The organism is Bradyrhizobium sp. SBR1B (assembly GCF_014198205.1).
GTDB lineage: Bacteria > Pseudomonadota > Alphaproteobacteria > Rhizobiales > Xanthobacteraceae > Bradyrhizobium.
Map to the genome: position 1 here is coordinate 133,022 of NZ_JACIHC010000009.1, position 16,835 is coordinate 149,856.

The window sequence follows — 16,835 nt, forward strand, 5'->3', positions numbered from 1 at the left end:
ATCGCCAAAAGAGGGGGCTGAATTACCCCCCGATTTCTGCTTTCAAAGAAACACGTAAAGGGAGGAATAGATGAAACGCTTTTACTTGACCGCCGCCATCACCGCGGCGACGCTTGCCCTGCCGGCGCTGCCCGCGCTGGCCCAGACCAGCGAAATCACCATCGGCATCACCACCACCACGACCGGCCCCGGCGCCGCGCTCGGCATTCCCGAGCGCAACGCGCTGGAATTCGTGCCGAAGGAAATCGGCGGCGTGCCGCTGAAGGTGATCGTGCTCGACGACGGCGGCGATCCCACCACCGCAACCACCAACGCCCGCCGCTTCGTGACCGAATCCAAGGCCGACATCATCATGGGCTCGGCGCTGACGCCGCCGACGATCGCGGTCTCCAACGTCGCCAATGAAGCCGGCATTCCGCATTTCGGCCTAGCACCGTTCCCGATCACGCCCGAGCGCATGAAGTGGTCGGTGGCGATGCCGCAGCCGATCCCGATCGTGGGCAAGGTGCTGTACGAGCACATGAAGAGCAAGGGCGTGAAGACGCTCGGCTATATCGGCTATTCCGACTCCTATGGCGACCTCTGGTTCAACGATTTGAAAGCCCAGGCCGTGCCGATGGGCATGACCATCGTCGACGAGGAGCGCTTCGCCCGTCCCGATACGTCGGTGACCGGACAGGTCCTGAAGCTCGTTGCCGCCAATCCCGACGCGGTCCTGGTCGGCGCGTCCGGCACCGCAGCCGCGCTGCCGCAGACCGAGCTGCGCGAGCGCGGCTATCAGGGCCTGATCTACCAGACCCATGGCGCAGCCAGCATGGACTTCATCCGCATCGCCGGCAAAGCGGCCGAGGGCGTGCTGATGGCGTCGGGTCCGGTGATGGACCCCGAGGACCAGCCGGACGAAGCCGCCACCAAGAAGCCGGGTCTCGCGCTCAACGCCGCGTATGAGGCAAAGTACGGCCCGAACAGCCGCAGCCAGTTCGCTGGCCATTCCTACGACGCCTTTGAGATCCTCAAGCGCATCATCCCGACCGCGCTGAAGACCGCAAAACCCGGTACGCCGGAATTCCGCGAAGCGATCCGCCAGGCCTTGCTGACGGAGAAGGAACTGGCGGCAAGCCAGGGCGTCTACAACTTCACCGAAAAGGACCGTTACGGCCTCGACGACCGCTCGCGCATCCTGCTGACGGTGAAGAACGGCAAGTACTCGCTGGTGAAATAGGCGCGGCGAAAGTTGAGAGACGACGAGAGCCGGCCCAATGGGCCGGCTCTTTTTGTTTGGGCGTTTGAGATCGAGTGCCGCGAGCGGGAGATCAAATCGTACGCAGGCCAACAACACCGCTCTCACCGTTCCCTCCCCCCTTGTGGGGGAGGGGCAGGGAGGGGGGTGCCACACGGGGATTCCTTCCGTCGTGCGCCGGCCTCCATGCACCATCACCAAGCAGCACCTTTTGCTGGGCTACCCCTCTCCCTAACCCTCCCCCACAAGGGGGGAGGGAACGCACCTCCTTCGGAGCACGAGAGGAAATTCATCACATCAGGCCCTAAGCCGCCTGCCGCAGCGGGGTCCAGGCGAACTCCGGATAGTAATTGTCCATCATGCGATCGACATAGGCGGTGAGGTTCGGAAAGCCCTCGGCGCGCTCGCGCAGGGCCGATTCGAAGAACGGCGAGAGAATGCCGGCGAGCATCCCGAAGGCGGTGGCATCGACGCCGCAGGGCTTTTTGCCCATCAGATAGGACTTGTCGCCGAGCTGCACCGAGAGCGCGAACAGCGAGCGCACGGCGAGCTCGACATCGTCATCGGGACCATGGCGGCCGAGGCCCGAGAGCAGATAGTTCTCGGCGACGCGGAATTGCGCGTCCTCGCGCAGCTTCTCGCGGTTGTGCTCCGGCGCGCCGTCGAAGAAATGCGCAGGCCCCTTGGCGAAATTGACGGGATCGACCCAGCGCGCGCCAACCAGCCCCCAGTAGATGTGGTGCTCGATCATCCGTTCGAACGCCCAGGCCTGCGCGCGGTCGGTCAGCGACAGCCCGGCATCGAAATCAAAGCCGTATCGGCGCTCGATATGGGCGCGAATGAAGGTGGAATCGGCCACCGCCTCGCCGCCATCGTCAATGAAGGGCAGCTGGCCCTTGGGCGAGGCCGGCGGCATTGCCCGCTCCTTCCGGTAGGGCAGTCCCGCCATCTTGAGCTGCACTTCCGTCTTGGTGACGAAGGGGCTGATTTCCGGCAGGCCGAAGCCGGTGCCAAATCCGTAGAGCGTGATCATGAAAGCTTCTCCTGAACCACCGAAAAAGTTGACGGAACCTAGTGCCGGGCTGCTGCCACCATGGTGGCAGCAGCCGTGATATCTTCTGCGAAACGGGCCCCCCGCCAGGCACGGCCCATCACATGGCGGACCAGCGCGTCCGCGGCCTGGATCAGCGGGCGTGCCACCACGCTTGCGAGGGCAAACCGGAGGTCGACGGCCATGAGATCGAGCGAAACGAGGCGGCCGAACGCCGACGCGGACCACGCCTGCGCCCGCAACATCGGAATAGCCGGGCCGAAATGGGTCGGAATGATCATGGACAAATCCTCTTCAGTCGATGTGTTGTCCCGGTATAGAACCCCCCTGCTGCCAACATCCTGTCAGCAGCCGCGCGCCGCTTTCTGAAAAGACCACAACAAGAGACCCGTCATGAGACGCGCCGACCGGCTGTTTCAAATCATCCAGGTGCTGAGGCGCACGCGTAAGCCGCTGACGGCGGACGCCATCGCGGCCGAGCTCGAGACCTCGAAGCGCACGATCTATCGCGACATCGCAACGCTGATCGGCCAGCGCGTGCCGATCCGCGGTGAAGCCGGCATGGGCTACATCCTGGAAAAGGGATTTGATCTTCCGCCGCTGATGCTGACGCCCGACGAGATCGAGGCGGCGGTGCTGGGCGCACAGTGGGTCGCCGGCCATGCCGATTCGGCACTGGCGCGCGCGGCCGAGGATCTGATGGCCAAGATCGCGGACACCGTGCCCGAGCGGCTGCGTCCGTTCGTGCTGGAGCCCGCGAGCCGGGCACGGCCGAGCTGGAACAGGGAGCCGGACCGCCTGGACATGGTGCGCACGCGCACCCAGATCCATGAAGGCAAGAAGATCATGCTGCGCTATCGCGACGAGCAGGGCCGCGCCAGCGAGCGCATGATCTGGCCGATCTCGGTCGGCTATCTCGAAGCCGTGCGCCTGCTGGCAGCCTGGTGCGAGCTACGCGGCGACTTCCGCAGCTTCCGCACCGACCGCGTGGTCGATGCCAACTATCTCGACGAGAGATATCCTGAGCGGCGCGACGTGCTGCGCGCGAGATGGCGGCAGAGCCTGGTCTGGGGCCCGCCCAAAGACACCTGACAAGGACATTTGAGGACGATGGAAGAGAGCTCCCCCGTCGATCTGTCGAGCTGTTGCCAGAGTTGCGGCGCCTGCTGCGGCTATTCGGCCAACTGGCCGCGCTTCTCGGTCGAGAGCGACGAAGAGCTTGCCGCCATTCCGGAGGCGCTGGTCAACGACCGCCAATCCGGCATGCGTTGCGAGGGCGACCGCTGCTCAGCCTTGCAGGGGGATATTGGAAGAGCGACCGCGTGCGGCATCTATGCGGTACGGCCGGAGGTGTGTCGCACCTGCATGCCGGGCGACGCCGAATGCGCGATGGCGCGGCGGAAGTTCGGGCTTCCGGCTATCGAAGCTAGTTAGGCCGGAACGGCTTCGCCGATTTCGTCGTCGATCTCGTCGTCCAGCGGTGCGAGCACCGAGAGCGGCTTGGTCGACAGCGTGATCGGCTTGCGCCCGCCCGACAGCGACGGCGAGGATTTCGCCGTGCCTTCGCGCGACAGCGCATAGAGCGTCGAGCCCACGCGGCCGCCGTTTTCGATCAGGTCGCGCTCGTTACAGCTCGCTGCGATCGCGACCGCCAGCGAGTGCAGATGGCTGCGGCGATAGCAGAACAGCGCCAGCCTGGCGCGCGCGTCAGGGGAAACACTCTCAACCAGCCGCGGCAGGCCACTCTCGCTGGCGCGATACATCTCGCCAAGGAGCTCGTCGCGAACCGGGCAGAAATCGCTTTCAAAAGTATCGCGGCTTGAAAACATTGCAGTTCTCCCTCGTGTGCGGAAGATGCAGCGCAATTCTCTAATGAAAGGTTAACCACGCTGCCCGGTAGTCACCCGGGGTGCTTGCGCGCTCGCGGCGAATCGGAAGGTGGCGGTGGGACCGGGAATTACCGCGCTGGCTGGAGAACGGGCGGCAGCGCCTCCACGGCGTCATGGCCGGGCTTGTCCCGGCCATCCACGAACGGCCAAGACGCAGGAAGAACGTGGATGCCCGGGACAAGCCCGGGCATGACGACCTTTAGTGCCGATGAAGGCTTGCCCACTCAGAGGGCCGTCAGCCCTCAGTTCGCCGCCATGAAGATGGACAGACCGAAGCCGGTGAGATGGTGCAGCGCCTGGTCGACGCCGATCAGGGTCCAGAACCAGGGATGTGCAAGGTCGACGCCGAAATTGGCCGAGACGAACCCCTTGGCGCGGTCGATGGTGATGTGGATCACGAAGTCGATGAAGGCGACGAACCAGAATTTCGGCGCGACGATCATTATCAACGGTAGCGCAACCGCAAGGTGAATCAGGCAATGCACCAGCAGCGGCAGGGCCCAGCCGTGCTTCTGGTCCTTGCCGTGCGCCATCCAGGCGGTCTGAAGAACGAAATCGGCGATGATGTGCTTGAAGGTGAGCAGCAGCATCCAGCCAATGAGCGCTTCGACCGGAACCGCCGATGACATGGGTGGAAACGACAAAGCCGACGCCCTCATTGAGGTGACAAGAAAAATTGGAGCGTTCAGCGCAACTTCTTCTTGGACCGGTCAAATCGCCGGGACCTTCGATTTATGACATCTCCCGCGGCGGAATGCAGCCGGGGGGAACCGGAAAATCGCCAAGTGTGGCTAACTGGTGATAGGATGACCTTTCGCCGCGGCCACGTCGAGTAAGGTTACCCTCGGATCGAAATTTGCTTTCCGGTCCCAGCGCGTTATCATTGCCCGTTCAGAATATCGTTCTTTTTTCAGATGTTTAGGAATTGCAGGGCGCCCGCCGCGATCACGTCCGCGAGCCGCCCGTGACCCGGGAATAAGGCCAGAGTGCTGCCATGAGTACTGAAGGCCCCACCACATCCCCGATCGAGCCGCCGCCGCGGCGCCCGAAGGTGATCAAGACCAATCAGCAGCAGGTCTTCCTCTACGTCGTGCTGACCCTGCTGCTGTCGCTCGCCACCGTCTGGGGCGGCCGTGCCATGCTGCACAATTCGGAGACGCTGACCTTTGCCGTCGGCGCTCCCAACAGCGACGAGGCGCTGTTCGCGGCCAAGCTTGCTGCCGTGCTTAAGACCAACGCCTCGCGCTTCCGGATCAAGATCGTCAACAACGCAGACAATGCCAAGGCGCTCGCCCAGTTCGACCGCAAGCAGGCCGATCTGGCCGTGCTGCGCACCGACGCCAAGGTGCCACTGCGGGCGCGCACGCTCGCGATCCTCGAGCACGATCTCGTGCTTCTGCTCGGTCCCGGCAACAAGAAGATCAAGTCGATCGCCGAGCTGAAGAAAAAGAAGGTCGCCGTTCTCGCCGAGAACGAATCCTCCCTCGCCTTCGTCCGCAGCATCCTCGATATCCCCGACGGTCCGGACGCGGCCAAGATCCAGATGGCGCCGCAGGGCACGACGCTCGACAAGCTGTTCGCGCCGTCAAACGGCTTTGGCGCGGTGATCGCCATCGTTCATGCCTCCAGGGCAGTGCGCGACAAAGCCTATGAGCAGGTCGCCAAGCGTGGCGGCTTCACGCTCAACACGATCGACGAGGCCAAGGCGCTGGCGCGCAAGCTCCCGGGCATTTCCAGCGAGACGCTGACGGCGGGCACGCTGTCGACGTCGCCGCAAATCCCCGATGACGATCTCGACACGATCGGGCTCGAATGGCTGCTGGTCGCGCAATCCAGGATGTCGCCATCCACGGCGGGCGAGCTGGCGCGCACCATCTACGAGAACAAATCCGCGCTCGGCCTCGACAACGGCTTTGCCAGCAGGATCGAGCCGGCCTCCGTCGAGAAGGACGCCTTTGTGATGGCGCACCAGGGGGCGGCCGATTACATCAATGACGACACCAAGTCGTTCATGGATAAGTACAGCGACTTGATGTATCTGGGCGCCGCCGCGCTCAGCGTCATCGGCTCGATCTTCGCGGCGATCTACGCCAAGATCACCCGGATCGCGCCGGAGAAGGCCAGCGAGCTCTCCACCGCCATCCTCGACATCGGCGAGCGGATCGAGCACGCCCACTCTCTGGATCAGCTCGAATGTCTCCAGGACGAACTGGAGGGCATTTTACGCGGGGCGGTCATCGGGCTCAGAGACGGCACGATCAGCACCGACGGCCTCGACACCTTCAAGCTCGGCTACGAATTCGTCCGCGACGAGATCGGCATGCGTCGCGACTATCTGAAACGCCATGCCGGCGAAACCGAGAAGACGGTGCAGGACGGCGGCCCTGCCCAGCACGACGACAGCAATGTCGTGGTGGTGAAGACCGCCCAGAGTGCCTGACGGCCGCCCGATTGGGCCGCCCATCAATCTCTTGTCCCGGACAAGCCGCAATGCCGAAGGCGTTTGCGGCGCCGAGCCGGGACCCAGGAACCGCAGTTTGCGCTGCTGGATGGGCCCAGGCTCTGCAGCGCATCACTCGGTGCTGCGCTGCGTCCGGGGCACAAGAGGGAGATCGTGACGGCCGGCCGTCTGGAACCCAGCCCACCTGCAACCGTTGGTTCGCGACTACAACCGGAGACCGCAGCATGCGTGCACTCCTCATCATCCTCCTTCTGGGAATGCTGGCGGCGGCCGGCTACTTCGCCTATTCCGCAATGGCGGTCGAAGGTGAGCCGATCCCGACGGAAGGCTATGTGGCGCTGGCACTGGGCGCAGGGTTTTCCGTCATTGTCGGCGTCGGGTTGATGGTGCTGCTGTTCTTCAGCAGCCGCCGTGGCTACGACGAGCCGCCGCATTTCAGGTAAGGCATTCCGCCAACGATGGCGGCACGGACCGGCCGCCCGGCGCAGCAGCGCCGATCACGCCGCCTGCCTGTCGTTGACGGCCCTCGCCCAGGCGGGCACTTTGGCGCCGGCGTCCCGCCGGGACCCGAAGACTTGTCTCAACACCGAGCCGCCTGCCCGCATGTCCAAGCCGCTGATTTCCGCTCTGGCCCAGTTCGCGGCCGCCACGGCCGGCCGCAACATGACCAAGGCGGCCTATGTGGCTGTGACCGTCGGCGTGCTCAGCATGGTGTTGCTGTCGGACAAGCGCGCCCAGGAGGCGCATGGCTGGATCAACACCCTGCTCTGGACCTGCCTCGCCTATTTCGTGTTCGAATGGCTGGTGCGGCTGCGCCACATGACGCAGCAGGGGCGGCTCTCGCTGTACATGTCCTCCTCCGCCGGGCTGGTCGACGCGATAGGGGCGCTGGCGGTGCCGGTCGCGCTTCTCCTCGGTGCCGAGCCGAAGACGGCCTGGCTGCTCAGCGTGCTCTGGGTGTTGAAGGTGGTCCCCGGCATCCCCGGTCTTCGGCAGCTTCGCCGCGTGCTGGTGCTGGAATCGGGCCCGCTGCTCAGCGTGCTCGTGATCTTCCTGATGGTGGTCTTCCTCGCCTCCGTCGCCGAATATTTCCTGGAGCGGGACGTGCAGCCGCAGACTTTTGGCAGCGTCCCCGCTGCGCTGTGGTGGGCCGTCGTCACACTCACGACCACCGGCTACGGCGACGTCGTGCCGGTTACGCCGCTCGGCCGCATCGTGGCGGCCGCGGTGATGATCTCCGGCCTCGGCGTGTTCGGCCTCTGGACCGGTATTTTGGCGACCGGATTTGCCGCCGAGACGCGGCGCGACAATTTCCTCAAGACCTGGGAATCCGTCAGCAAGGTACCGTTCTTCGCGGCGCTCGGCCCCGCCGCGATTGCCGACGTCACCCACATGCTGCGGACCATGGAGCTGCCGGCGCGCACCATGATCATCCGCAAGGGCGCGCAGGGCGACTGCCTGTATTTCATCGCCGCCGGCGAGGTCGAGGTCGAGCTGCCCGGCAAGAAGGTGCAGCTCGGCGAAGGCGCCTTCTTCGGCGAGATGGCGCTGCTCGGCAACAACATGCGCGGCGCCAACGTCTCGACCACGAAAGTGTCGCGGCTTCTGGTGCTCGACCTCGTCGACTTCCGCGTGTTGATGGCACGACATCCAGATCTCGCCGAGACCATTGACGCCGAGGCGAAACGACGCGCACTCGAAAACAGATAAAAGGAGACAAGATGTCGGACATCACCGACGCAGCCACCGGCCCCGTGCTCGAACGCGACGGCGCCCGCGCCACCATCCGCCTCAATCGGCCGAAGCATCTCAACCGGCTCCAGGCCGAGGACCTCGACGAGCTCGTCAGACTGTTCGATCTGGTCGAAGCCGATCCAGCCATCCGTGTGCTGGTGCTGACCGGCACCGGACGCGCCTTCTCAGCCGGGTATGACCTCAATTCGGTCGCCGAGCGCGCCGTCAGCGCCAACGAGCAGCAGAGCGCGGGCTCTGCATTTGAGGTGGTCGTCAACCGGCTGGAGGATCTGGGCGTGCCGACGATCTGCCGGCTCAACGGCGGCGTCTATGGCGGCTCGACCGACCTCGCGCTCGCCTGCGATTTCCGCATCGGCGTCGACACCGCCGAGATGTTCATGCCGGCGGCGCGGCTCGGGCTGCATTATTACAGGAACGGCATCAAACGCTACGTCACCCGGCTTGGCGTCGACAACGCGAAGAAGCTGTTCCTGACGGCGCAGAAGATCAGCGCGCCGGAGATGCTGCGCATCGGCTATCTCACTGCGATGGTACCGGTGGAATTCCTCGACGAGGAGGTCGACAAGCTCGCCGGAACCCTCGCCGGCAACGCGCCGCAGGCGATGCGCGGCATGAAGCGCGCGATCAACGAATTCGCCCGCGGCGAGCTCGATGACCGCGCCGCCGACCAGCGCCACCGCGACAGCATGCGCGGCGACGAGATCAAGGAAGGCATCAAGGCGTTCGCGGAGAAGCGAGCGCCGAGGTTTTGAAATTTCTCTCGCTGTCGTCCCGGGACGACACCGAGTGTGGGGCTGACCTACACTCCCGCCGCCTTCGCATGCAGCGCCGCCATCTCGTCGTCCGCCGCATTGATGCGCTGGAACGCAGGCCGCGCGGTCATGCGCTCGGCATAGCGAACGAAGACGTCCTTCTTCGGCACGATGCCGAACATCATGGTCCAGCTGAACGCCACGCCCCACAACACGTCGGCAGCCGTCATCCGCTCGCCGAGCAGATAAGGTCCCTTCGACAGTTGCGCTTCGAGCGCACCTAACATGGTGTCGTAGTCGGCATAGGGCGACTGCGTGATCGGCGCCGGCTCGCGCTGCATGAACTTGTCAATCAGCGCCGGCTCGAAGGATGAGCCGTAATAGGCGATCCAGCGCAGATAAGGACCGCGCAGCGGATCGTTCAGCGCGGGCGTCAAACCGGCCTGCGGGAAGAGATCGGCGAGATAGATGGTGACCGCGACCTGCTCGGTCACCAGGGCATCGCCGTGGCGGATCGCCGGGACCTTGCCGAGCGGGTTGATGGCGAGGTAGGCGGGTTGACGCTGCTCGCCGGCCTTCATGTTGAGGACGTGCAGATCGTAGGGGGCACCCAGCTCCTCCAGCAGCACCCGCGTGCCGGTGGCACGGCTTTGCGGCGAGTAATACAGCGTGATGCGGTTCGGATCGGTCATGGCAGGTCTCCATCGGGCCAGCGGGCGGTGGCGCAGCTTGTAGCGGGCCATACCTGACATCCTGTGTCAGGTATGGTTTAAGCAATCATGCGCGCGAGCCGAATGTTGTCGATCCTCACCACCCTCCAGGCCAGGGGGCAAGTCACCGCGCCCGAGCTCGCGGAGGCCTGCGAGGTCTCGGTCCGCACGATCTATCGCGACATCGACGCGCTCGCGGCATCAGGCGTTCCGGTTTACGCCGACCGTGGCGCGGAGGGCGGCTATCGGCTGCTCGACGGCTATCGCGTGCGGCTGAACGGCCTGTCGCAGAGCGAGGCCGAGACGCTGTTCCTGGCGGGCTTACCGGGCCCGGCGGCGGCGCTCGGGCTGGATGCGGCAATGATCGCCGCGCAGAACAAGCTGATGGCGGCGCTGCCCGTCCATCTGCGCCGGGACGCCAGCCGGATGCAGGAACGCTTTCATCTGGACGCGCCGGGCTGGTTCGGCGAGGCCGAAGAGCCGAAGCATCTGCGCACGATTGCCGGCGCCGTGCTGCGCGGGACACTGATCAAGATCCGCTACCAGAGCTGGCGCGCGGAAAAGCGGCGTCGCCTCGCGCCGCTAGGTCTCGTGCTGAAGGGCGGGAGCTGGTATTTCGCCGGCCAGGTCGACGCCAGCGTGCGCACCTATCGCGTCGCGCGCGTGCTCGACTGCACGGCGCTCGACGACGGCTTCGATCGTCCCGCCGATTTCGATCTTGCCGCCTATTGGCAGGCCGCGACGCTGCGTCTCGAGGCGGAGATGCATCCCAATGTCGCGATCGTCCGGTTGTCGCCGTTCGGCGTCAAGCTGCTCGATGCGCTGAGCCAGCCCTACATCAAGGCGCGTACGGAGATTGAAGAGGCCAGCGATGCAGAGGGCTGGCGCATTGCGCGCGTGCCTGTCGGCAAGACGTCCTGGCACGCCGCGGCCGAATTGTTGCGGCTCGGCCCCGAGGCCGAGGTGCTGGAGCCCGCCGACCTCCGCGACAAGATGGCGGAGTTGACGCAGGGGATGGCCGCGCGCTATCGCGCGGCGCGGAAAACACAAGGCCGGCGTATTTCGCCGCAGCCCACGAAACACTCCTGAAACACGATTCTCCTCCTCACGGGTGAACGCATTCGCGTCTCGGCCCGACCGAGATGCAGGGACACAACAACGGCCTTAGCGCCACACTGGAGAATGAAGATGTTTCGTAAGCTTGCTCTCGGTCTGATCGCCGCCGGTTCGCTCGGCGTTGCCGCTCTCGCGCCCACCGCCGCCTCGGCTGGCGGTTTCCACCATCACCATTGGGGTCATGGCTGGGGTCCGGGCTGGGGCTTCGGCGGCGTCTACGTCAACACCGGCGTCAGCAACTGCTACCAGGAGCGCCTCGTTCAGACCCGCCACGGCATGCGCGTCCGCGTCGTGAATGTCTGTGCCTACGGGATCTACTGATATCCCGCCTTCCAAACAAAGCTCCGGTCGCGCTGCGGCCGGAGTTTTGCGTTTGGTTAACGGCTCCTCAGATTCCGGCGAAACCAGGCCCAGGTCTCGCGCGTCGTTCTGATGTAGCCGCGGCCGCGATGAACGATCTCACCGTCGACGATCTCATTCAGCTTCGGCAGCGCGTGAAACGGGATCGAGGGATAGGCGTGGTGCTCGACATGGTAGGGCATGTTCCACGCGAACCATTTGACCACCGTGGCGGTATAGGTGGTGCGGGTGTTCTGAAAAGCGCTGCGGGTCCGCTCGCAGCCGGTATGCTCGGCATAGAGATAGGGCCGCAGGAAGAACTGCCCGATGACGAGCGGGACGAGCCAGACCCAGAGCAGCAGCGCTGACGAGAACCACAGCGAGAGCGCGAGCAGCAGGACATAGACCGCGACATAGGCACGCGCCTCTCTCACGATGACGGCGCGTTTGTTTTCGGGGATCCAGGGCACGGTGACCTTTCCGGTGACCGCATGGCAAAGCATCAGCCGGAGACGACCGGCGACCTGGAGCAGGCCGCTATAGGCGAGCGCGAGCTGCGTGTCGGATGTCGGTTTCACGCCGACGATCAGCTCGGGATCCTTGTCCGGATCCTGGGTGTAGCGGTGATGGTCCCAGTGAAACAGGCAGTAATATTCGTAAGGCAATCCGATGAGGAAGGCCGAGAGATAACCGACGACGAGGTTGAGGCTGCGGCTTTTGAACGCGGTCCTGTGCGCGGTCTCGTGCACCGCCATGAACAGGAAGGCGACAACGTAGCCCTGCACCGCCATCAGCGGCAGCGCCCAGAGCACGCGCCACGTCGACGAGATCTTCCACCAGCACGATCACGCCATAATGGCCAAGGCTCTGCGCCGCGCCTCTGAGATTGGAGCGGACCGACAATTCGCGCAGCATGGCCGGCGTCAGCGGCTTCAGGCGATGGCTTGACTCTGAAACGGTCGCGTCGGTCATGATCAAAATGCCTGCCTTACTTGCCGAGAAGCGCCGCGACCTCGGCCTTGAGAAAAGCCTGGTCGCGCGGATTGCCAACGGGATTGCCGGCGCGATGGCCATGCAGCGACGGGATCGGATGCAGCACGGCCGATTTCGCGTTGACCAGCCGGCCGAGCTCGTCCTCGTTGTCGCGGACGTCGAAATAGCGGTCGGTCGCGCCCGGCATCAGCAGCATGTGCGCCTTGATCGCCGCCAGAGCGCGATTGAGATCGCCGCCGAATGCCTCACAGCGGCTGATGTCGCCCCGCTGCCAGATGCCGACCTGCGCCAAGAGATCATTGGCGTCGCGCCGGGCGAACGTCGCGTCCCAGACGCGGACAAGATAATCTTCCAGCGAGGTGAAGCCGGCCTCGCGCCAGAGCTCGTCGCGATAGAAGCCGTGCGACATCGCCCAGCCGGCATAGACCCGCCCCATGGCGCGATAGCCGGCGACGGGTTTCTCGGCGAAGCGGCCGTCACGGAAGGCAGGATCTGCGGTGAGCGCGGCCTTCACGCTTTCCAGGAAAACGTAATTATAGGGCGCGCAGCGGGCACTGCCGCAGACGACGGCTGCACGCTCGACCATATCAGGCTGCAGCGCCGCCCAGTGATAGGCCTGCATGCCGCCCATCGACCACCCATAGACGAGGGCCAGCTTTGAAACGCCGAAGCGCTCGGCGAGCAGCCGATGCTGGACCGCAATCGCATCGTGATAGGTCACCGCGGGGAACGGCGCTGCGCTATTCGACGGCGAGGACGACAGGCCGTTGCCCAGGAGGTTCGGGATGATGATGAAGTAGCGCGTGGGATCGAGCACGCCGTCGGGCCCGATCAGCCACTCGGTGTCAAAATGCTGCGCGCTGAACGAGGTCGGATAGAGGATGACGTTGTCCTTTGCAACGCTCAGCGTGCCATAGGTCTCGTAGGCAAGCTTCAGCGAAGGAAAAACGGTCCCGGACTGGAGGACAACGTCGCCAGCCTCGAAGATCTCGTAGTACGCCGTCATGAGCCGAACTCCGCTTACGCGGCTGCACAGCGCCGCGGCTTCCACGATGCATCGATCATGCCCGGCCTGCAGCTGCGTCATTGCAGCAGACTTATAACTGTACGTATAGTACAGTTATTCGAGACCGGCAAGATAAATCAGATCCGCTCGCCGGCTCAGCCGATGGCCGCGATGTAGCGCTCCACGGACGCCGCGAAGGCGGCCTTGGCGCCGCTAGCGATGTTGCGGCCCCACCAGGCGCCATAGATGCGATCGAAGGCGAGCGGCTCGACGGCGGCCGCGATCCGCCGCACCGCGGCGGCGTTGAGCGGCATGTAGTTGGGGTAGGAATACATGAAGCTGACGAAGCGGCGGTCCATCGTCACCTGGGCGATGTCGCCGGTGAGCAGCGCGCCCCTGCCATCGGCACCGCGTTGCCAATGCAGCATGGTGGCGCCGGCGAAATGACCGCCGGTGTGTAGCAGCAGCACGTCGTCTGAGACACGGTGGCTCTCGCCGGTCCAGTGCACGATCGAGGGATGCGGCCGCGTGACGAAAGCGCGATCGTCGGCATGCAGATAGACCGGCACGCCGCCAAAGGTATCGCTCCAGTCGGCGACCGCGCCGTAGTAATGCGGATGCGAGATCGCGATCGCCTTCAGCCCGCCGAGCGCTGCGACGTATTCGATGGCCTCATCGGTTGCGAGCGGAATGCAATCCCACATCACGCAGCCGTCGCCCTGAGGCACCAGCAGCGCGCGCTGTCCGATGGCGAAGCTCGGCTCCAGGGCGATCCCGGTGAGGCCAAGATCGTCGCGTCCCACCAGTCGGTGCCCCCGCGCGAGCTCCTCGCGCGTGAGAAAGGTCTGCCCTTTCCAGTTCACGAACTGCCGCTCGTCCTCGCAGATCACGCAGGAGGCGGGCGGATTTCCGCCGTTCGGGAATTGCGCACCGCAGGTTTCGCAGGTCCAGAGAGGCATGACCAGAGCTCCGTGGGAAGATCGCAGGATGACATTGCGACCGCGCTTTCGGCAAGATCGATGAGCGCAAGGACAGACTGGAACCAACGCGGCGAGCGCCCGTTACGTTCAGGTCCACGCCGGAAGGATTGGTCAAGAGGATCGCGACACACGAAGAGCATGTTTGGGTATCGATGACATCGCGGCCTCCCTCCTCGTCCCGTATCTGGCCTCTGTTCGCGCTCAACTTCTTCATGGCCGACATGCAGTCGGGCATTGGGCCGTTCGTCGGGGTCTTCCTCCAGGAGCGCGGCTGGGCGACCGGGTTGATCGGCACCGCGATGACGATCGGCAATGTCGCGGGCATGCTGGTCACGACTCCGATCGGCGGCTTCATCGATTCCAGCCGCAACAAACGGCTATGGGTCGTCATTCCCGGCATCTGCGTCGTTCTTGCCTCCGCGATCATCCTGATCTCGCAGAACTTCTGGGCGGTGACGTTCTCGCAAGTGGCACAATCGCTGGCGAGCGCCGCCATCGTACCGGCGGTAACGGGCATCACGCTCGGCATCGCCAAGCAGAAGGGATTCAACGCGCTGAACGGCCGCAACCAGGCGTTCAACCACGCCGGCAACATGGTCGGCGCGGCATTGTCTGGCTATCTCGGCTACAGGTTCGGCTATGTCGCCGTGTTCGTGCTGGCGGCCGTGTTCGGCGCCATCGCGATCGCCTGTGTGATGATGATCCCCGCCAAGGCGATCGACGACCGTGCCGCACGCGGCAGCAAGGAAGACGACTCCAAGGCTCCGCCGGATGCGATGACGATGCTGCTCAAGCACAAGGCTCTGCTCGTGCTGGCACTCGCGCTCGCGGTCTTCCACCTCGGCAATGCCGCCATTGTACCGCTCTACGGGCTGGCGGCCGTGGCCGAGGGACAGGCCAACGGCCCGAGCTTCGTCGCGACCACCGTGGTGATCGCGCAAGGCGTCATGATCGTGACCTCGCTGATCGCGATGAAGGCCGCGAGCAAGCGCAACTACTGGCCGGTGATCCTGGTGTCCTTCATGTTCCTGCCCATCCGCGGCGTGCTGGCCTTCTTCGTGACGGGATGGTGGGGCGTCATACCGATGCAGGTGCTCGACGGTATCGGCACCGGCCTGCAGACGGTCGCCGTTCCCGGCATGGTCGCGCGCGCGCTGAACGGCAGCGGCCGCATCAATCTCGGCCAGGGTGCCGTGATTACGGTGCAGGGCATCGGCGCCAGCCTCAGTCCCGCGCTCGGCGGCTGGATCGCGCAATGGATTGGCTACGGGCCAACCTTCCTGCTGCTCGGCGGCTTCGGCCTCGCATCGATGGCGCTGTGGTTCGCGTTCGGGTCGACGGTAAAGAAGTATTGAGCTTCATCGCCGTGGCCGACCTCACGGCGTAAATTGCCGGTTCAGGCCGACCCTGAAGGTGTGAAGCTCGATGTCGCCGGCGGGCATGCTGCTCGCAGGGATAGACAAGGAGAGCTGGCGGCCAAGGTTGAGATACAGATACTCCGCCTTGAACGACCAGTGCGGCGCGAACGCCCATTCGCCGCCGCCGCCGACCGCATAGCCGATATTGTAGCCGCTTGCGGAGGCATGACCGTCCAGTGCGCCGGGAAAACCGGGAATCGGGAAATTATTGGTCAATCTGACATGAGAACTGTCGAGGCTTGCCTTGACGTGGGCCCAGGCGAGACCGCCCGTGGCATAGAGCAGCCAGTTGTTGCTGGCATAGCCGATACGTCCGCGCAGCGTACCGAGATAATCGATGTCCTGGGTCACCCTCACGGTGCCGGTGTAATTGTCGAAATCGCCGACCAGGAAAACGGGACGAAACGCATATGAGCCCGATGCCCGCTCGCCGAACCCGGCAGCGCTCACATCGGCTTCGACGCCGGCGACCAGATGCCCGCTCTGCCAGTTGTAGCCTGCCTGCAGTCCGCCCAGCCAGCCGGACTGATCGACCCCCAGCGTGAACGACGCCGATGCCGTCGACGTGAGATTGTTCACGCCGGGAAACAGCGCCGGCAGCGCACCGGGATCGACCCTCGCGGCGTTGCCATCGCCGGTGCCATAGCCGGCGTGAACACCCGCATAGAACCCCGTCCAGGTGAAGCCGACCGGCGGAGCCTTGAGCGCGATGTCGGCAGCCGTTGCATCAATGGCACAAGCCGCGCCAAGGCCAAGCACCAGCAGAGCCGGCAGCAGATCGCGCACACGAGGTGTCATCCGGTCATTCCCTTCCAATCGGTCGATCACTCGCTGGCCACGATAGGCGGGAAGCGATCCGCGTTCGTGGCAGGGCGCGAACCACCGAATGGACTGAGCTGAAACGCAGCGACAGCGGCTGCGCCTGTTGCGATCCGGGCACACCGGACTGCGGCACCTGGTCGCGGTCGCAGCGCGTCATCGCAAGTGGCTTATCACGCAATTTCCCGCTTTTGCCGTTGCGGAGCAGCAGCGTGACGATACAACCTGCCGTAATCGCCAACAGACCTGCCCTTCCCGATCGATGATCCAGCCTCAACTCTCCTTTGATGGCGACCCGAATGGCCC

Annotated in this window: 18 protein-coding genes and 1 pseudogene; 10 read left to right on the forward strand and 9 right to left on the reverse strand. The window is 64.6% G+C overall.

Going from position 1 to position 16,835, the window contains the following annotated elements:
- Window positions 1–70 precede the first annotated feature (70 nt).
- Window positions 71–1,222, forward strand: coding sequence for an ABC transporter substrate-binding protein (locus GGD61_RS23210; protein WP_092254297.1), 1,152 nt, complete (start codon window positions 71–73; stop codon window positions 1,220–1,222).
- A gap of 322 nt (window positions 1,223–1,544) precedes the next feature.
- Here GGD61_RS23210 and GGD61_RS23215 read toward each other — a convergent pair whose 3' ends face one another.
- Window positions 1,545–2,273, reverse strand: coding sequence for a glutathione S-transferase family protein (locus GGD61_RS23215; protein WP_092254295.1), 729 nt, complete (start codon window positions 2,271–2,273; stop codon window positions 1,545–1,547).
- Between the two features lie 38 nt (window positions 2,274–2,311).
- Window positions 2,312–2,572 carry a hypothetical protein gene (locus GGD61_RS23220; protein ID WP_018321420.1) on the reverse strand — a complete coding sequence of 87 codons (261 nt, stop codon included), beginning with the start codon at window positions 2,570–2,572 and terminating at the stop codon, window positions 2,312–2,314.
- Window positions 2,573–2,684: 112 nt separating this feature from the next.
- On the opposite strand from GGD61_RS23220, the gene GGD61_RS23225 reads away from it, so the two are divergent.
- Together GGD61_RS23225 and GGD61_RS23230 are read left to right on the forward strand one after the other, a co-directional pair.
- Window positions 2,685–3,383, forward strand: coding sequence for a YafY family protein (locus tag GGD61_RS23225; RefSeq protein ID WP_026202551.1), 699 nt, complete (start codon window positions 2,685–2,687; stop codon window positions 3,381–3,383).
- A gap of 18 nt (window positions 3,384–3,401) precedes the next feature.
- Window positions 3,402–3,725, forward strand: a complete 324-nt coding sequence (locus GGD61_RS23230) for a YkgJ family cysteine cluster protein (protein ID WP_092254293.1) — start codon at window positions 3,402–3,404, stop codon at window positions 3,723–3,725.
- Here GGD61_RS23230 and GGD61_RS23235 read toward each other — a convergent pair.
- Window positions 3,722–4,120: a hypothetical protein gene (locus GGD61_RS23235; RefSeq protein WP_026202549.1), complete on the reverse strand. Its 399-nt coding sequence runs from the start codon at window positions 4,118–4,120 to the stop codon at window positions 3,722–3,724. The genes GGD61_RS23230 and GGD61_RS23235 overlap by 4 nt on opposite strands.
- A gap of 302 nt (window positions 4,121–4,422) precedes the next feature.
- On the reverse strand, window positions 4,423–4,770 hold the full coding sequence (locus GGD61_RS23240) for a DUF3307 domain-containing protein (RefSeq protein WP_049815038.1): 348 nt from the start codon (window positions 4,768–4,770) through the stop codon (window positions 4,423–4,425).
- A gap of 404 nt (window positions 4,771–5,174) precedes the next feature.
- Between GGD61_RS23240 and GGD61_RS23245 the strand changes: the two genes are divergently transcribed.
- From GGD61_RS23245 to GGD61_RS23260, 4 genes are all read left to right on the forward strand, one after another.
- A complete protein-coding gene (locus GGD61_RS23245) occupies window positions 5,175–6,620 on the forward strand; it encodes a TAXI family TRAP transporter solute-binding subunit (protein WP_092254289.1) in 1,446 nt (481 codons plus the stop codon).
- Window positions 6,621–6,865: 245 nt separating this feature from the next.
- The gene (locus GGD61_RS23250) at window positions 6,866–7,084 is read left to right on the forward strand and encodes a hypothetical protein (protein WP_018321417.1); all 219 of its coding nucleotides are present in this window, start codon (window positions 6,866–6,868) and stop codon (window positions 7,082–7,084) included.
- Between the two features lie 160 nt (window positions 7,085–7,244).
- Window positions 7,245–8,351 carry a cyclic nucleotide-gated ion channel gene (locus tag GGD61_RS23255; protein WP_092254287.1) on the forward strand — a complete coding sequence of 369 codons (1,107 nt, stop codon included), beginning with the start codon at window positions 7,245–7,247 and terminating at the stop codon, window positions 8,349–8,351.
- 11 nt (window positions 8,352–8,362) lie between these two features.
- A complete protein-coding gene (locus GGD61_RS23260; protein WP_092254285.1) occupies window positions 8,363–9,148 on the forward strand; it encodes an enoyl-CoA hydratase/isomerase family protein in 786 nt (261 codons plus the stop codon).
- Window positions 9,149–9,195: 47 nt separating this feature from the next.
- Here GGD61_RS23260 and GGD61_RS23265 read toward each other — a convergent pair whose 3' ends face one another.
- The gene (locus GGD61_RS23265; RefSeq protein ID WP_092254894.1) at window positions 9,196–9,840 is read right to left on the reverse strand and encodes a glutathione S-transferase family protein; all 645 of its coding nucleotides are present in this window, start codon (window positions 9,838–9,840) and stop codon (window positions 9,196–9,198) included.
- Between the two features lie 87 nt (window positions 9,841–9,927).
- On the opposite strand from GGD61_RS23265, the gene GGD61_RS23270 reads away from it, so the two are divergent.
- Window positions 9,928–10,947, forward strand: a complete 1,020-nt coding sequence (locus tag GGD61_RS23270) for a YafY family protein (protein WP_183231195.1) — start codon at window positions 9,928–9,930, stop codon at window positions 10,945–10,947.
- 99 nt (window positions 10,948–11,046) lie between these two features.
- The gene (locus tag GGD61_RS23275) at window positions 11,047–11,295 is read left to right on the forward strand and encodes a hypothetical protein (protein ID WP_091956035.1); all 249 of its coding nucleotides are present in this window, start codon (window positions 11,047–11,049) and stop codon (window positions 11,293–11,295) included.
- A gap of 56 nt (window positions 11,296–11,351) precedes the next feature.
- Here the strand turns inward: GGD61_RS23275 and GGD61_RS23280 are convergent.
- The 3 genes and pseudogenes from GGD61_RS23280 to GGD61_RS23290 form a co-directional block, all read right to left on the reverse strand.
- A pseudogene (locus tag GGD61_RS23280) lies at window positions 11,352–12,285 on the reverse strand (fatty acid desaturase).
- Between the two features lie 16 nt (window positions 12,286–12,301).
- The gene (locus tag GGD61_RS23285; protein WP_183231196.1) at window positions 12,302–13,312 is read right to left on the reverse strand and encodes an alpha/beta fold hydrolase; all 1,011 of its coding nucleotides are present in this window, start codon (window positions 13,310–13,312) and stop codon (window positions 12,302–12,304) included.
- A 155-nt stretch (window positions 13,313–13,467) separates the two neighbouring features.
- Window positions 13,468–14,271, reverse strand: a complete 804-nt coding sequence (locus tag GGD61_RS23290; protein ID WP_092254281.1) for an MBL fold metallo-hydrolase — start codon at window positions 14,269–14,271, stop codon at window positions 13,468–13,470.
- A 173-nt stretch (window positions 14,272–14,444) separates the two neighbouring features.
- On the opposite strand from GGD61_RS23290, the gene GGD61_RS23295 reads away from it, so the two are divergent.
- Entirely contained in the window at window positions 14,445–15,647 is a 1,203-nt protein-coding gene (locus GGD61_RS23295; RefSeq protein WP_092254279.1) for an MFS transporter, read from the forward strand.
- 21 nt (window positions 15,648–15,668) lie between these two features.
- On the opposite strand, the gene GGD61_RS23300 is transcribed toward GGD61_RS23295, so the two are convergent.
- Complete coding sequence (locus GGD61_RS23300) at window positions 15,669–16,508, reverse strand: outer membrane protein (RefSeq protein ID WP_183231197.1); 840 nt, start codon at window positions 16,506–16,508, stop codon at window positions 15,669–15,671.
- Window positions 16,509–16,835: the final 327 nt, after the last annotated feature.

Excerpts from the sequence above, each read along its gene's own strand:
- GGD61_RS23270 (WP_183231195.1), top strand. The coding sequence starts at position 9,928 with ATGCGCGCGAGCCGAATGTTGTCGATCCTCACCACCCTCCAGGCCAGG.
- GGD61_RS23255 (WP_092254287.1), top strand. The coding sequence starts at position 7,245 with ATGTCCAAGCCGCTGATTTCCGCTCTGGCCCAGTTCGCGGCCGCCACG.
- GGD61_RS23285 (WP_183231196.1), bottom strand. The coding sequence starts at position 13,312 with ATGACGGCGTACTACGAGATCTTCGAGGCTGGCGACGTTGTCCTCCAG.
- GGD61_RS23235 (WP_026202549.1), bottom strand. The coding sequence starts at position 4,120 with ATGTTTTCAAGCCGCGATACTTTTGAAAGCGATTTCTGCCCGGTTCGC.
- GGD61_RS23260 (WP_092254285.1), top strand. The coding sequence starts at position 8,363 with ATGTCGGACATCACCGACGCAGCCACCGGCCCCGTGCTCGAACGCGAC.
- GGD61_RS23240 (WP_049815038.1), bottom strand. The coding sequence starts at position 4,770 with ATGCTGCTGCTCACCTTCAAGCACATCATCGCCGATTTCGTTCTTCAG.
- GGD61_RS23220 (WP_018321420.1), bottom strand. The coding sequence starts at position 2,572 with ATGATCATTCCGACCCATTTCGGCCCGGCTATTCCGATGTTGCGGGCG.
- GGD61_RS23265 (WP_092254894.1), bottom strand. The coding sequence starts at position 9,840 with ATGACCGATCCGAACCGCATCACGCTGTATTACTCGCCGCAAAGCCGT.
- GGD61_RS23225 (WP_026202551.1), top strand. The coding sequence starts at position 2,685 with ATGAGACGCGCCGACCGGCTGTTTCAAATCATCCAGGTGCTGAGGCGC.
- GGD61_RS23250 (WP_018321417.1), top strand. The coding sequence starts at position 6,866 with ATGCGTGCACTCCTCATCATCCTCCTTCTGGGAATGCTGGCGGCGGCC.
- GGD61_RS23295 (WP_092254279.1), top strand. The coding sequence starts at position 14,445 with ATGACATCGCGGCCTCCCTCCTCGTCCCGTATCTGGCCTCTGTTCGCG.
- GGD61_RS23230 (WP_092254293.1), top strand. The coding sequence starts at position 3,402 with ATGGAAGAGAGCTCCCCCGTCGATCTGTCGAGCTGTTGCCAGAGTTGC.
- GGD61_RS23275 (WP_091956035.1), top strand. The coding sequence starts at position 11,047 with ATGTTTCGTAAGCTTGCTCTCGGTCTGATCGCCGCCGGTTCGCTCGGC.
- GGD61_RS23245 (WP_092254289.1), top strand. The coding sequence starts at position 5,175 with ATGAGTACTGAAGGCCCCACCACATCCCCGATCGAGCCGCCGCCGCGG.
- GGD61_RS23290 (WP_092254281.1), bottom strand. The coding sequence starts at position 14,271 with ATGCCTCTCTGGACCTGCGAAACCTGCGGTGCGCAATTCCCGAACGGC.
- GGD61_RS23300 (WP_183231197.1), bottom strand. The coding sequence starts at position 16,508 with ATGACACCTCGTGTGCGCGATCTGCTGCCGGCTCTGCTGGTGCTTGGC.
- GGD61_RS23210 (WP_092254297.1), top strand. The coding sequence starts at position 71 with ATGAAACGCTTTTACTTGACCGCCGCCATCACCGCGGCGACGCTTGCC.
- GGD61_RS23215 (WP_092254295.1), bottom strand. The coding sequence starts at position 2,273 with ATGATCACGCTCTACGGATTTGGCACCGGCTTCGGCCTGCCGGAAATC.